10 protein-coding genes are annotated in these 13,337 nt (G+C 69.5%); 4 read left to right on the top strand and 6 right to left on the bottom strand.

The features are described from left to right. Positions 1–24: 24 nt before the first annotated feature. Positions 25–861: a purine-nucleoside phosphorylase gene (locus NQ706_RS02495; RefSeq protein WP_038569015.1), complete on the bottom strand. Its 837-nt coding sequence runs from the start codon at positions 859–861 to the stop codon at positions 25–27. 175 nt (positions 862–1,036) lie between these two features. On the opposite strand from NQ706_RS02495, the gene NQ706_RS02490 reads away from it, so the two are divergent. Both NQ706_RS02490 and NQ706_RS02485 read left to right on the top strand, forming a co-directional pair. Further along, on the top strand, positions 1,037–2,443 hold the full coding sequence (locus tag NQ706_RS02490) for an NAD(P)H-quinone dehydrogenase (protein WP_006947339.1): 1,407 nt from the start codon (positions 1,037–1,039) through the stop codon (positions 2,441–2,443). A gap of 16 nt (positions 2,444–2,459) precedes the next feature. Then, positions 2,460–3,101, top strand: coding sequence for a TetR/AcrR family transcriptional regulator (locus NQ706_RS02485; RefSeq protein ID WP_051806038.1), 642 nt, complete (start codon positions 2,460–2,462; stop codon positions 3,099–3,101). A gap of 114 nt (positions 3,102–3,215) precedes the next feature. On the opposite strand, the gene NQ706_RS02480 is transcribed toward NQ706_RS02485, so the two are convergent. Continuing rightward, positions 3,216–5,006 carry a biotin carboxylase N-terminal domain-containing protein gene (locus tag NQ706_RS02480; RefSeq protein WP_038569013.1) on the bottom strand — a complete coding sequence of 597 codons (1,791 nt, stop codon included), beginning with the start codon at positions 5,004–5,006 and terminating at the stop codon, positions 3,216–3,218. 131 nt (positions 5,007–5,137) lie between these two features. Here NQ706_RS02480 and NQ706_RS02475 point away from each other — a divergent pair, with 131 nt between their 5' ends. Next, positions 5,138–5,995, top strand: coding sequence for an aldo/keto reductase (locus NQ706_RS02475; RefSeq protein ID WP_038569011.1), 858 nt, complete (start codon positions 5,138–5,140; stop codon positions 5,993–5,995). A 191-nt stretch (positions 5,996–6,186) separates the two neighbouring features. Further along, complete coding sequence (locus NQ706_RS02470) at positions 6,187–7,362, top strand: serine/threonine-protein kinase (protein ID WP_051806035.1); 1,176 nt, start codon at positions 6,187–6,189, stop codon at positions 7,360–7,362. Positions 7,363–7,449: 87 nt separating this feature from the next. On the opposite strand, the gene NQ706_RS02465 is transcribed toward NQ706_RS02470, so the two are convergent. From NQ706_RS02465 to NQ706_RS02450, 4 genes are all read right to left on the bottom strand, one after another. After that, positions 7,450–8,751, bottom strand: a complete 1,302-nt coding sequence (locus NQ706_RS02465) for a hypothetical protein (protein WP_038569009.1) — start codon at positions 8,749–8,751, stop codon at positions 7,450–7,452. A 196-nt stretch (positions 8,752–8,947) separates the two neighbouring features. Then, positions 8,948–9,631, bottom strand: a complete 684-nt coding sequence (locus NQ706_RS02460) for a nucleoside triphosphate pyrophosphatase (protein WP_038569007.1) — start codon at positions 9,629–9,631, stop codon at positions 8,948–8,950. 42 nt (positions 9,632–9,673) lie between these two features. Continuing rightward, positions 9,674–11,554 (bottom strand): Na+/H+ antiporter, encoded by a 1,881-nt coding sequence (locus NQ706_RS02455; protein ID WP_038569005.1) that lies wholly within the window; start codon positions 11,552–11,554, stop codon positions 9,674–9,676. Between the two features lie 77 nt (positions 11,555–11,631). Then, a complete protein-coding gene (locus NQ706_RS02450; RefSeq protein WP_038569003.1) occupies positions 11,632–13,296 on the bottom strand; it encodes an L-lactate permease in 1,665 nt (554 codons plus the stop codon). Between the last annotated feature and the right edge of the window lie 41 nt (positions 13,297–13,337).

Genomic DNA, 13,337 nt, shown 5'->3' with positions numbered 1-13,337 from the left:
TGATCGATTCGGTGGTCGGCGCCGTCACAGCGCCCGGACGATGCCCGACAGCAACTGCCCACACCGCTCGGCCGCTGCCCGCCCGGCTTCGATGACCTCGGCGTGGTCGAGCGGAGTGGGGCTGATACCCGCCGCAGGGTTCGTGACGAGGGAGATGCCGAGCACCTCGAGGACCGCGTGACGCGCCGCGATGGCCTCGAGGGCCGTCGACATGCCGACGAGGTCGGCGCCGAGCGTCTTCGCCATGCGCACCTCGGCGGGCGTCTCGTAGTGCGGCCCGGTGAACTGCGCGTAGACGCCCTCGTCGAGCGAGGAGTCGATCGAACGCGCCACGTCGCGCAGGCGCGGTGAGTACAGGTCGGTGAGGTCGACGAACGTCGCGCCCTCGAGCGGCGATGTGGCCGTCAGGTTGATGTGGTCGCTCATGAGCACGGGCGTGCCCGGGCCCCACTCGGGGCGCAGGCCGCCGCACCCGTTCGTCAGCACGACGGTGTCGCACCCGGCCGCCGCGGCGGTACGCACGCCGTGGACGACGGCGCGCACCCCCTTGCCCTCGTAGAAGTGCGTGCGCGTGCCGTAGACGAGGGCGCGCTTGCCACTGCCCTCGATCTCGATCGAGCGCATCTGCCCGCTGTGACCCGCGACGGCCGCCGCGCCGAACCCGGGCACGTCGGTGTTGTCGATCGTCGCCTTGACCTCGCCGATGAGGTCGGCGGTCTGGCCCCAGCCGGAGCCGAGGACGAGCGCCACGTCGTGCTTCTCGACGCCCGTGCGTTCGGCGATGACGCGCGCGGCGTCACGCGCGATCTCGAAGGGATCGACGGTCGGATCGGACAGGGGCGAAGTGGTCTGCTGAGTCACCCCTTCAGGGTACGTGGCGAGGCCGACAACCGGTGCGGACCGCGCGAACGTCCCTGTTGCCGATGCGCCCGCCGACGCACCTGCAGGCGCACCTACCGCCGTGCCCTGCTCGCGCCACATGCATCGACGTGCCCGCGATTCGAAGTCTCTTGACGTCAAGTGATTGGATAGGGGGGTGAGCTCACGGAAGAAGTCTGTCGTCGTCATCGGTGGTGGCCCGGGCGGTTATGAATCCGCGCTCGTCGCCGCCCAGCTCGGTGCGCAGGTCACGGTCATTGACCGTGACGGCCTCGGTGGTGCCGCGGTGCTCACCGACTGCGTCCCCTCCAAGACCCTGATCGCCACCTCCGACTTCCTCTCGCGCTTCGAGGCGGCCGGCCGCCTCGGCGTCGGCTTCGAGGGCAACGAAGAGAACCAGCACGCGCACGCCAACCTTGGCCAGGTCAACGAGCGCATCCTGCGCCTGGCGAAGGCGCAGTCCGTCGACATCCAGGCTCAGCTCGAGAGTGTCGGCGTGCGCATCCGGCGCGGCACCGGACGCGTCAAGGGCCACGGGTGGGTCGAGGCCGAGCTCACGAACGGTGAGACCGAGGACATCCGCGCCGACGTCATCCTCCTCGCGATGGGCACGACCCCGCGCGTCATGGACACCGCGAAGCCCGACGGCGAGCGCATCCTGACGTGGAAGGACATCTACAACCTCACCGAGGTCCCCGAGAAGCTCATCGTCGTCGGTTCTGGTGTCACCGGTGCCGAACTCGCGCACGCCTACCTCGGCCTCGGCGCCGACGTCACGCTCGTCAGCTCGCGTGACCGCGTGCTGCCCGGCCAGGACGCCGACGCGGCCACCGTCATCGAGAACGTCTTCCGCCGCCGCGGCATGACGGTCCTCAATCGCAGCCGCGCCATGGCCGCAACGCGTGAAGGCGACACCGTCGTCGTGACGCTCGAGGACGGACGCAAGGTCGAAGGGACGCACGCGATCCTCGCCGTGGGTTCGATCCCGCAGACGAAGGGCATCGGCCTCGAGGCCGCGGGCGTCGACCTCACCGACTCGGGCCACATCGTCACCGACCGCGTCTCGCGCACGAGCGCGCAGGGCATCTACGCCGCCGGCGACTGCACGGGCGTCTACCCGCTCGCGTCCGTCGCAGCGATGCAGGGGCGCGTCGCCATGCACCACGCCCTCGGCGACGCGGTGCAGCCGCTCAACCTGCGCGGCGTCACGGCCAACATCTTCACCGACCCCGAGATCGCGACGGTCGGCTACAGCCAGGCCGACGTCGAGGAGGGCAAGATCGAGGCGCGCGTCGTCACGCTGCCGCTTTCGACGAACCCGCGCGCCAAGATGCGCAACATCACCGACGGCTTCGTCAAGCTGTTCGCCCGCCCGGGGTCGAACACGATCATCGGCGGCGTCGTCGTCGCGCCGCAGGCCTCGGAGCTGATCTACCCGATCGGCATGGCCGTCGCGAACCGCCTGACGGTCGACCAGGTCGCCAACACGTTCTCGGTGTACCCGTCGATGACGGGTTCGATCGCCGAGGCCGCACGTCGTCTGCACAGCAGCGACGTCTTCTGATCCCTCGCCGCACGCGATGACGAGGACGAGCGCGCCCAGCGATGGCGCCTGCGAGAACCCTCGCCGGACGGCGCTGCTCGACGCAGCGACGAGCGTCCTCGCGACGAGTGGGCTGCGTGGGCTGACGCACCGGGCGGTCGATCGTCAGGCGGGTTTTCCCGAGGGCACGTGCTCGGTCAGCTTCCGCACGCGCGCCGCGCTGCTCGCCGGCCTGACGACGCACGTCGGCTCCCGCGTGGCCGTGCAGGTCCGCGCGCTGGGCGAGCAAATCCCGTCTGGCACCGACGACCCGCTCGCCACCGCACCGTTCGCGACGGCCCTGCTCGAACGCTGGGTGACGCAGGACGACGGCGCGTTGATGGTCGCGATCCTCGAACTGTCCCTCGAGTCGCTGCGCACGCCCGAGCTCGCGCCGGCCGTGGGGGAGTGGCGCAGCGAGCTCGTCAGCATCGTCGAGACGATCGTGTGCCGCACCTCGGAGACCGGCGCGCGCTCCGATTCGCGTCTGCGCGCCGAGACGGCCGTCGCGAGCATCGAGGGCATCGTCCTGTCGGCGCTCGCGCAGCCTGCGGAGCGTCGCGGCCCGTACATCGACAAGACGCTGCGCATGGTGCTGCTCGGCACCGCGTCGCCAGAGGACGCGCGCCCCACGCACTGAGCTACGGGGCATCGAGCCAACCAGCGTTTCGCGTCCATCGTGAGACGTAGGAACCCGTGAGACGCAGGCGCCCCGGCACGCTCGGCGTGCCGGGGCGTTCGAACGTCGGAGCCGTCAGGCGTCGACGTCCTTGATCTGCGCGAGGACCGTGCCGGCCGTCACCGTCTCGCCGACGGTCGCGGCGAGGCCGCTGACGACGCCCGCCTTGTGCGCGGTGATCGGCTGCTCCATCTTCATCGCCTCGATGACGACGATCGTGTCGCCGGCTTCGACCGTGGTGCCGTCTTCGACGGCCACCTTGACGACGGTGCCCTGCATCGGCGCGGTGAGCGAGTCACCGCTCGCCGCGGCGCCGCCACCGCCCTTGCGTGCGGCGCGACGCGGGCCGGCCGAGGGGCCCTTGCCCGCTCCGGAACTCACGGCGAGGTCGCCCGGCAGCGACACCGCGAGGCGCTTGCCGCCGACCTCGACGACGACGCTCTGACGGGCGGCCTGCTCGGCCGCGGTCTCGGGCGTGCCGTCGTACGGCGAGATCTGGTTGTCGAACTCCGTCTCGATCCAGCGCGTGTGCACGCTGAACGGCGCGTCGGGGGTGTCGGTGAACTCGGGCGCGAACGCCGGATCCTCGACGACGACGCGGTGGAACGGCAGCACCGTCGGCATGCCCTCGATGACGGTCTCGTCCAGCGCGCGGCGCGAGCGCTCTAGCGCTTCCTTGCGGGTGCGGCCCGTCACGATGATCTTCGCGAGCATCGAGTCGAACGCGCCACCGATGACGTCGCCGGAGACGACCCCCGAATCGACGCGCACACCCGGCCCGCTCGGCGCCTCGAACTTCTCGACGGTGCCCGGCGCCGGCAGGAAGTTCCGGCCTGCGTCCTCGCCGTTGAGGCGGAACTCGATCGAGTGTGCGTGCGGCGTCGGGTCGTCATAGCCGAGCTCCTCGCCGCGGGCGATGCGGAACTGCTCGCGCACGAGGTCGATACCCGTCACCTCCTCGGAGACGGGGTGCTCGACCTGCAGGCGCGTGTTGACCTCGAGGAAGCTGATGACGCCGTCGGTGCCGATGAGGTACTCGCAGGTGCCCGCACCCGAGTAACCCGCCTCGCGCAGGATCGCCTTCGACGCCCGCAGCAGCTCGGCGTGCTGCTCGTCACTGACGAACGGCGCCGGCGCCTCCTCCACGAGCTTCTGGTTGCGGCGCTGCAGCGAGCAGTCACGCGTCGAGACGACGACGACGTTGCCGTGGTTGTCGGCGAGGCACTGCGTCTCGACGTGGCGCGGGCTGTCGAGGAAGCGCTCGACGAAGCACTCGCCGCGCCCGAACGCCGTGACGGCCTCGCGCACAGCCGACTCGTACAGCGACGGGATCTCCTCGATCGTTCGCGCGACCTTGAGGCCGCGTCCGCCACCGCCGTAGGCGGCCTTGATGGCAACGGGCAGGCCGTGCTCCTTCGCGAACGCGACGACCTCGTCCGCGTCGTCGACCGGATCCTTCGTACCGGGCACGAGGGGAGCGCCGGCCTTCGTCGCGATGTGACGCGCCTTGACCTTGTCGCCGAGCGAGTCGATGGCGGCGGGCGACGGCCCGATCCACGTCAGGCCCGCATCGAGGACGGACTGCGCGAACTCGGCGTTCTCCGCGAGGAAACCGTACCCGGGGTGGACGGCGTCAGCGCCGGAACGCTTCGCGACGTCGAGGATCTTGTCGACGACGAGATAGGAATCGCCGGGCGTCGAGCCGCCGAGGGAGTAGGCCTCATCGGCGACGCGCACGTGCAGAGCGTCACGGTCGGGTTCAGCGTAGACGGCCACGGAGGCGATGCCGTCGTCCTTCGCCGCTCGCGCAATACGGACTGCGATCTCGCCACGGTTGGCGATCAGGACCTTGGTGACAGAACTCATGTCCGTGACCTTATCGCCGCGGGGGGTGACCGGCGAGAATACCCGGCGGTAGGTTCCTCAGGCGCCGGGACCGACGTCATCCGAGCGCTCAACGCCGGAATACGAGAGCGCGCGGCGTGGTTACCGCTGACATGGCTGAGAACACGAACGTCCCCACCGTGACCCTCCAGGCCGGCTCGGCGAGCATCGAGATGCCGCAGTTGGGCTTCGGTGTCTGGCAGGTCGAGAACGACGGCGCATCCGCCGCCGTGCAGGAAGCCCTGAAGGTCGGCTACCGCAGCATCGACACCGCCCGCATCTACGACAACGAAGAAGGCGTCGGGCAGGGCATCGCCGCCTCCGACGTGCCGCGCAGCGACATCTTCCTCACGACGAAGGTCTGGAACGACGACCAGGGGGCCGACTCGACGAAGAAGGCCTTCGACGCCTCCATCGAACGCCTCGGCGGCGAATCGATCCTGCCGCTCGACCTCTACCTCATCCACTGGCCCACGCCCGAGAAGGACACCTACGTCGACACCTTCAAGGCGATGCTCGAACTGCGCGACGCCGGCAAGATCCGCGCCGTCGGCGTCTGCAACTTCGAACCCGAGCACCTGCAGCGCCTCAAGGACGAGACCGGCGAGTTCCCCGCCATCAACCAGGTCGAACTGCACCCCAAGTTCCAGCAGAAGGCCGTCCGTGACTTCTGCGCCGACAACGGCATCGTCGTCGAAGCCTGGAGCCCCCTCGGCCAGGGCGGCGACATCCTCACCAACCCCGTGCTCGAAGGAATCGCCGAACGCGTCGGCAAGACCGTCGCGCAGGTCATCATCCGCTGGCACCTGCAGATCGGCAACGTCGTCATCCCCAAGTCCGTGACGCCCGCCCGCATCGCCGAGAACTTCGACGTCCTCGACTTCGAACTCACCGAAGACGACCTCCACGCCATCAGCGACCTCGACGACAAGGACGGCCGCATCGGCTCGCACCCGAACGACCTGAATTGATCGATGATGTGACGAAGCCCCGCGCGAGCAAGCTCGCGTGGGGCTTCGTCACATCATCGATCAAATGTTTTCTGCCGCATCTTCCGGCCAGGCCCTGGGGGCCTGTCTCGGTGCGACACGGGTTCGTTCCTGGTTGTGGTCACGTAAGCTGAGACCACATTCGAGCAGGCTGCGGGGAGGCAGACGAACCCATGGGTGAGATGTTCGCTGGACGCTACGAACTCATCGACCAGATCGGTGCGGGCGGCATGGGGTCCGTGTGGCGCGTCAACGACCACAAGTCGCGCCGCCTCGTCGCAGCGAAACTGTTGCGCCAGTCCGACGCCGGATCGCTGCTGCGCTTCATGCGCGAACAAGGCATGCGCATCGAGCACAACCACGTCGTCACCCCCCTCGGCTGGGCCGGCGAGGACGGCCGCGTCATCTTCACGATGCCCCTCATCGACGGTGGCTCGCTCAGCGAACTCGTCAAGGAGAACGGCGCCCTGCCCTACCCGTTGGTCGCCGAACTCATGCGCCAGATCCTCGACGGACTCGACGCCTGCCACAGCGCCGGCATCGTGCACCGCGACATCAAACCCGCCAACATCCTGCTCGAAGCGACCGGCATGGGCCGCCCCTCCGCGTGGATCACCGACTTCGGCATCGCCGTCAGCGTCGACGCGCCCCGCCTCACGAGCAACGAGATGGTTCTCGGCACACCGGGCTACATGTCGCCTGAGCAGGCCAAGGGCGACGATCCCGACCCCCGTCAGGATCTGTACTCCGCCGGAATGATGGGCCTGCACATGCTGACCGGCATCAAACCCGGAGCGAGCATCCGTGTCCGCAAGGACGACGTGCCCCCGCGCCCCGAGGGTATCCCCGACTCGCTGTGGAACCTGCTCGTCGCCCTCGCCGATCCCGTCGCCGACCGGCGGCCCGCCAACGCGCGCGACGCCCTCAGCTGGCTCATGCTCCCGGAGAACGCCTGGCAGGAATGGGCGGCCCGCCCGATCCCCGACCGCCTGCCCGAGATGACGACGTCAGGGGAGTTCGTCCGCCTCGAGGCAGGTGCGGCCGCCCGCGCCCTCGACGGGTTCACGGACTCCTCCGCGGCGCCCGCCACGGTCATCGACGGCGCAGCGGTGCGCCGTCGCCCCACCGTCAAGGCGTGGATCGCGGCTCCGGCCGCTCTGGCGGCGGCCATCGCGGCAGCGTTCGCGCTCTGGCAGCCGTGGGGCGCGGGCGACGGCGCGTACGACCCGCAGCTCGCCAACACCGGCGGCGTCTGCGCCTACGCCGACGCCGGCACGACCGCCCAGACGACGAGCGGCAAGACCCTCACCTGCACCGAGAAGGACGGCTCGTACTCCTGGCAGGGCTGACGACGGCCGGCAGGACGCGGGCAGCCAAGACGTCGGCCTGCAGCGACAGGCGACGGCTCGAGTGCGTCTGACGGCGTCCGACGAGCGTCAGTGCTTCTCGCGGCGTCGCAGCACGTACCCGAGCCCGACGACCGCGCCGATGCCGAGGACGAGAGCGCCGCCCCACAGCAGCGGGTTGGCCGACGACTTGCCGACGCCGCTGACGTTTCCCGGCTCGGGCTGCTGCACCGCCATCGACGGGCCCGCGTTCGGCGTCCCCGTGACGCGCACGGACAGGACACTGTCGAACTCCGAGGAATCCTGCAGCTTCGGCTTCGGCGTCGACGACGACGGCGTCACGTCGAGCACCACGTAGTACCAGCCCGGGTCGCTGTGCCACTGCAGTGCGTCCGAGCCGCTCGAGTCGACGTTCGCGTTGCCGTAGTCGATCGGCGCGGTGTAGACACCGAGATCCTTCGAGCCCGAATCCGACGACGACTCGAACAGGTAACCCGACGACGTCCCGGCGCCCGACAGCGTCGCGGAGACGAGGGAGGGGTTGAACATCTGCATCGACAGGTTGAGATCCTGCGACGGGTTGTACGTCGTGCCGTTCTTCGGCGCCTGCCAGCCGAACGACATGCGCTGACCCCACGACAGATGCACGCGGAAGAACATGCGCCGGCCGATGGGCGTCTTCACCGTGTACCCGCCGGGACGCAGGATCGTGGCGCTGGCGAAACCGTCACCGGCCGTCGCCGTCGTGGACGCCTCGAGCGCCTGCGTCGTCATGTCGGGCACCTCGCCCGCAGGCACCTTGACGGTGCCGTTGACGCGGGGCGTGCGCTTCACGGCGATCTGCACGGGCATGGGCGTGGCGTTGTCGCCGTCGATGGTGCGCTTGATCTCGAGCCGATACGACGTCGCGGCCAGGCAGGCGTCAGCGCCCGAACCGAGCGATGACGACGTGCGCGCCGTCTTGGCCTCGTCGACGTCGACGTGCGTCGCGAGCAACCCGGGCGTGCCGCTGCTCGTCAGCGAATCCGAGTCGGAACCGCATGTCGTGGCGCCGTCCGCCGTCGTCAGCGTGAGCTGCAGGCCCTGCGAGCCGGAGTCGACGGACCACGCGTTGCCCTTCCAGCTCGCCGAGCCGTTGATGCTGACGCTGAGGCGCTCGCCCTCGCCGCGCTTGACCTCGACGTACCGTGACGCCGCGTCGACGGGTAGCGTCGAGGAGTACAGCCCCGGCGCCAGCGGCGTGCCCTGGCCGGAGGCGAGGGACAACTCGACCGCGTGGCCGCCGGGAACGAATGTGTTCGTCGCGGCGTCCTCGCCGTACGCCGGTGCTGCCGCGAAGGCGGCCGCGCACGTCAGTGCCGTCAGCGATGCCGCGACGCGCGAGTTGCCCATCGTGTTCCTCCCCATGAGTTCGTGCGCTGACAGTGTCTCAGGTGATCAGGCGCACGGGGGCCGTAAGTGGCCTTTCGATGCGTCGCCCTGTGCCGGACGCGGTGCGGCCAGCTCTCGCCGTCAGGGGTTGACGACAGGGCGACGGATCAGAGTTTCCCCACGCGCCCGTGCGGTGGCCCCTGCTGACCGAGCCAGGTCAGGCTGCCATGTTCCACAGCTCGTGCCAGGCGACGCCGATCTCGGCGAGCATCTCGCGCAGCAGCGGCAGACCGAGGCCGACGACGGTGTGCGGGTCGCCCTCGATGCGTTCGACGTAGGCGCCCGCGAGGCCGTCGATCGTGAACGCGCCCGCCACCCACAGCGGTTCGCCGGTGGCGACGTAGGCGTCGATCTCCGCGTCGTCGAGGTCGGCGAAGTGGACGATCGTCGACGAGACGGCACCGAACGTCGCGCCGGTGCCCTCGACGCGGTCGTCGACGATCCAGTGACCGGTGTGCAGGGTGCCGCTGCGCCCCCGCATCGCGTGCCAGCGCGCGCGGGCGTCGGCGGCGTCCGCGGGCTTGCCGAGGATCGCACCGTCGAACTCGAGCACCGAGTCGCACCCCAGGATGATGCCGCCGTCCTCGATGAACGCGTCGGGCGTCTCGGCCGGAACCTCGTCCTGCGCGAGCACCGACGCGACGGCCTCGCACTTCGCGTTCGCGAGCAGCAGCGCCACGTCCTCGGCGGCGAGTTCGTCCGGCCCGTCGTGCTGCGCGCGGGCGGCGACCACGGCAGCGTCCTCGTCGACGTCGGAGACGAGGACGAACGGTTCGATGCCGGCGCTGCGCAGGGTCGCGAGGCGGGCGGGGGACTTCGAGGCGAGCACGAGGACGGTCATGGGCTCAAGAATATCGGCGCGGTGAGGCGGGCCGGACGCCCGTCAGCCCGGCAGGTTGTCGACGAAGCACCAGCGCCATTCCTCGCCCGCCTCGAACGAGCGCATGACGGGGTGACCGGTCGCGCGGAAATGCTTCGTCGCGTGTTGACCGGCGGAGGAGTCGCAGCAGCCGACGTACCCGCACTCGGTGCACATGCGCAGGTGCAGCCACGTCCGACCCTCCTCCAGGCAGCCCTGGCAGCCGTCGTGCGACTGGGGTGAGGCGTCGTCGCGCGCGGCCTTCTCCAGGTGTTCGCAGCCGCCCTGACGAACCTCCGGCGTGAGCAGCGGGCCTGCATCGCGCAGCCCGGCATCGCGCTCCTCGGCGGTGACGATCATCGACTCCTCGATGTCGAGCTGCATCATGATGCTGTCGATGACCTCGTGGTCGACGCGGCCCTCGTTACGCATCTCGAGCGCCTTCTCGCGTTCGGCGTCGATCATCTTCTGACGCAGGATGCGGTACTGCTGCGTCGGTCCCATCGTGTCGTTGTTGCCGAGCAGTTCCCACTGCAGGTTCGCGCGGCGCATGCCCTGCTTCTGCAGCGACTTGATGATTGCCTCGGGGGTGTCCGCCAGTTCCGGGTCGTCCGCGAGGGCCTTACGCATCGCCGCCTCACCGGCATCGACGGAGGCCTGCATGACCTGGGCGCGCGCGAGGGCGTCCTCACGCGGGTCGGGCGCGCGTAGCTTCATGAGGTTGGCGACGCGGCCGAGGGTGAAGCCCTGGATGACGAGCGTGCCGATCGTCACGACGAGCGCGATGAAGACGAGCGACTCGCGGTGCGGCGTCTCGGGCGGCAGCAGGAACGCGGCGGCGAGCGTCACCACTCCGCGCATGCCCGCCCAGCCGGCGACGGCGCCCTCGCGCAGGCTGAGGGGGCGCGAATCCCAGCGCGAGACCTTGCCGAGCCAGGTCGCAGCGATGATGAACATGGGCCGCACGAGCATGACGGTGACGAGGACGGCGACCGCGTACAGGCTGGTGCGTTCGAGGCCGAGGTCCGACGTCTGGACCTGGTCGATGATCATCGACACCTGCAGGCCGATGAGCAGGAACACCATGTTCTCGAGCAGGAACTGGATCGAATTCCAGTTCATCCGCGATGCGACCCGCGCCTGCGCCGTGTTGTAGTACGGCGCCTTGAAGCCGAGCAGCACGCCGGTGACGACGACGGCGATGACACCAGATGCCTTGATCGCCTCCGCCGGGAGGTAGGCGACCCACGGCGTGATGATGCTGATCGCGACGCTCGTCACGGCGTCGCGGATGTGCTTCTGCACGAACTCGATGACGTAGAACGCGATGACACCGATGACGATGCCGCCGAGCGCCGCGATGACGAAGGCGAGGCCGGCCCTGCTCGCCGAGAACGACCCCGTCAGCGCGCTTACGGCGGTGCCGACGGTGACGAGGGCCGTCGCGTCGTTGAAGAGCGACTCGCCCTCGAGGATGGCGACGAGACGTCGCGGCAACCCGATGCGGCGGGCGACGGCGGTCGCGGCCACGGCGTCCGGGGGAGCGACGACACCGCCGAGCGCCATCGCGGCGGCGAACCCGACGGGCATGAGCCACCACGAGACGAGCCCGACGGCGAACGCCGTCACGAGGACGAGCAGGATCGACAGCTGGACGATCTGGAACACGTCGCGCTTGAGATCGATGATCGAGGTGCGGATCGCCGTCGCGTACAGCAGTGGCGGCAGGAACCCGAGCAGGATCACTTCGGAGTCGACGTGGACCTCGGGGACCTGCGGCAGGTACGACGCCACCGCGCCGATGGCGACGAGCAGCAGCGGCGCGGACAGGCCGACGCGGCGCGCGAGGACGGAGACACTGATCGTCGTCGCGACGAGCAGAAAGATGGGGAGAGCGATGTGCACGTCGACATTGTCGCGGATGACGAGCGGACCGCCGAATGCGTCCGCCCGTCATGCGGGGCGTCAGAGGGTGAGCTGACTCAGGGCAGCATCCACGACAGGGCGTGCGCCTGCAGGTAGACGAGCGTGCACAGCACGAGCAGCATGCCGAGCGACCACAGCACGACGGCGCGGAAGATCTTCGACTCCTTGCCCTGCAGGCCGACGGCTGTCGCCGCGATGGCCAGCGACTGCGGCGAGATCATCTTGCCGACGACCCCACCGGAGGTGTTGGCCGCCGTCATGAGGTGCGGGTCGAGCCCGGCCTTCTCCGCGGCCGTCTGCTGCAGCGTCGAGAACAGGGCGTTCGCCGAGGTGTCCGAGCCGGTGACGGCGGTGCCGACCCAGCCGAGCACGGGCGACAGGAACGCGAACCACGCGCCCAGCCCGGCGACGAACGTGCCGATCGCGATGGTCTGGCCGGAGAAGTTCATGACGTAGGCGAGCGCGAGCACCGACGCGATCGTCAGTGCCGAGAAGCGCATCGTGTAGAAGCAACGCCCGATCTCCTTGAACGCCTCACCCAGCGTGAGCGGGAAGCGGCCGCCGCCGTCACGCAGGGAGTAGACGATCGCGACGATGAGCCCGGTGAGGAACAGCAGCGTGCCCGGGCTCGACAGCCACTGCAGCGTGTAGACGGTCGAGGAGATCGACTTGCCCTTGGCGTTGACGAGCTCACCGTTGAGGCCCGGCCAGGGAATCTTGACGTCGGTGGCGCTGAGCTTCGCAGGGATGTCGACGCCCAGCTTCCACAGCTTCGCGATGCCGAACACGACGACGACGAGCAGATAGGGCAGCACGGCCATCCAGATGCGGGAGGCGCTGAGCGCCTCGGCGGGAACGGGCGCTTCGATGTCGAGGCTGCGACGCACGTCGTCGGCGCCCTTGGGCTTCCAGAAGCGCAGCAGGACGATGGCGGCCGCGAGCCCGACGAGCGAGGCGACGACGTCCGTCAACTCGTACGAGAAGTACGTCGAACACCACCACTGCGCGATCGCGAACGCGCCACCGGTGACGAGCGCAGCGGGCCACGCCTGGACGAGCCCGCGCTTGCCGTCGATGATCATCATGAGGAAGAAGGGAACGGCTATCGCGAAGAACGGTGCCTGGTGGCCGACGACGGCACCGATGTGCGCGGGGTCGAGGCCCGTCAGGTTGCCGGCGGTCGTGATCGGGATGGCGACGGCGCCGAACGCCACCGGCGCCGTGTTCGCGATGAGGCACACGACGGCCGTCTTGAGCGGCTTGAGCCCGAGGGCGAGCACCATCGTCGCCGTGATGGCGACCGGCGCGCCGAACCCGGCGAGGGCCTCGAGAAGGCCGCCGAAGCAGAACGCGATGAGCATGGCCTGGATGCGAATGTCGCCGCCGCCGATCGCGTCGAAGATCGAGCGCAGGTCGTTGAAGCGGCCCGAGATGACGGTGACCCGGTAGAACCACAGCGCCATGACGACGATCCACACGATCGGCACGAGACCGTAGACGGCGCCCTGTGTCGCCGACAGCAGGGCGAGGTGTGTCGGCATGCCGAACGCGACGACGGCGATGACGAGCGAGACGACGAGGCTCGCGAGGCCTGCGACGTAGGCGCTGGCCTTGGCGATCAACAGCATCGCGAAGAACGTGAGGAGGGGCAACGAGCCCACGAGAGCGGACAGCGCCAGGCTGTCGCCGACGGCGTCGGGGGTCGCGGTGTAGGTGATCACGCGGACTCCTTGCGGGGGTGGGGAGGCTGGCTCAGCTTTGG

The sequence above is a fragment of the Dermacoccus sp. BD5 genome (assembly GCF_044878485.1).
Taxonomy (GTDB): domain Bacteria; phylum Actinomycetota; class Actinomycetes; order Actinomycetales; family Dermatophilaceae; genus Dermacoccus; species Dermacoccus nishinomiyaensis.
This window is presented reverse-complemented; position numbering and strand designations above follow the sequence as displayed.

What these genes read in the sequence shown, in the direction of transcription:
- NQ706_RS02485 (WP_051806038.1), top strand. Translation starts at nt 2,460, where the DNA reads ATGACGAGGACGAGCGCGCCCAGCGATGGCGCCTGCGAGAACCCTCGC.
- NQ706_RS02480 (WP_038569013.1), bottom strand. Translation starts at nt 5,006, where the DNA reads ATGAGTTCTGTCACCAAGGTCCTGATCGCCAACCGTGGCGAGATCGCA.
- NQ706_RS02475 (WP_038569011.1), top strand. Translation starts at nt 5,138, where the DNA reads ATGGCTGAGAACACGAACGTCCCCACCGTGACCCTCCAGGCCGGCTCG.
- NQ706_RS02470 (WP_051806035.1), top strand. Translation starts at nt 6,187, where the DNA reads ATGGGTGAGATGTTCGCTGGACGCTACGAACTCATCGACCAGATCGGT.
- NQ706_RS02465 (WP_038569009.1), bottom strand. Translation starts at nt 8,751, where the DNA reads ATGGGCAACTCGCGCGTCGCGGCATCGCTGACGGCACTGACGTGCGCG.
- NQ706_RS02460 (WP_038569007.1), bottom strand. Translation starts at nt 9,631, where the DNA reads ATGACCGTCCTCGTGCTCGCCTCGAAGTCCCCCGCCCGCCTCGCGACC.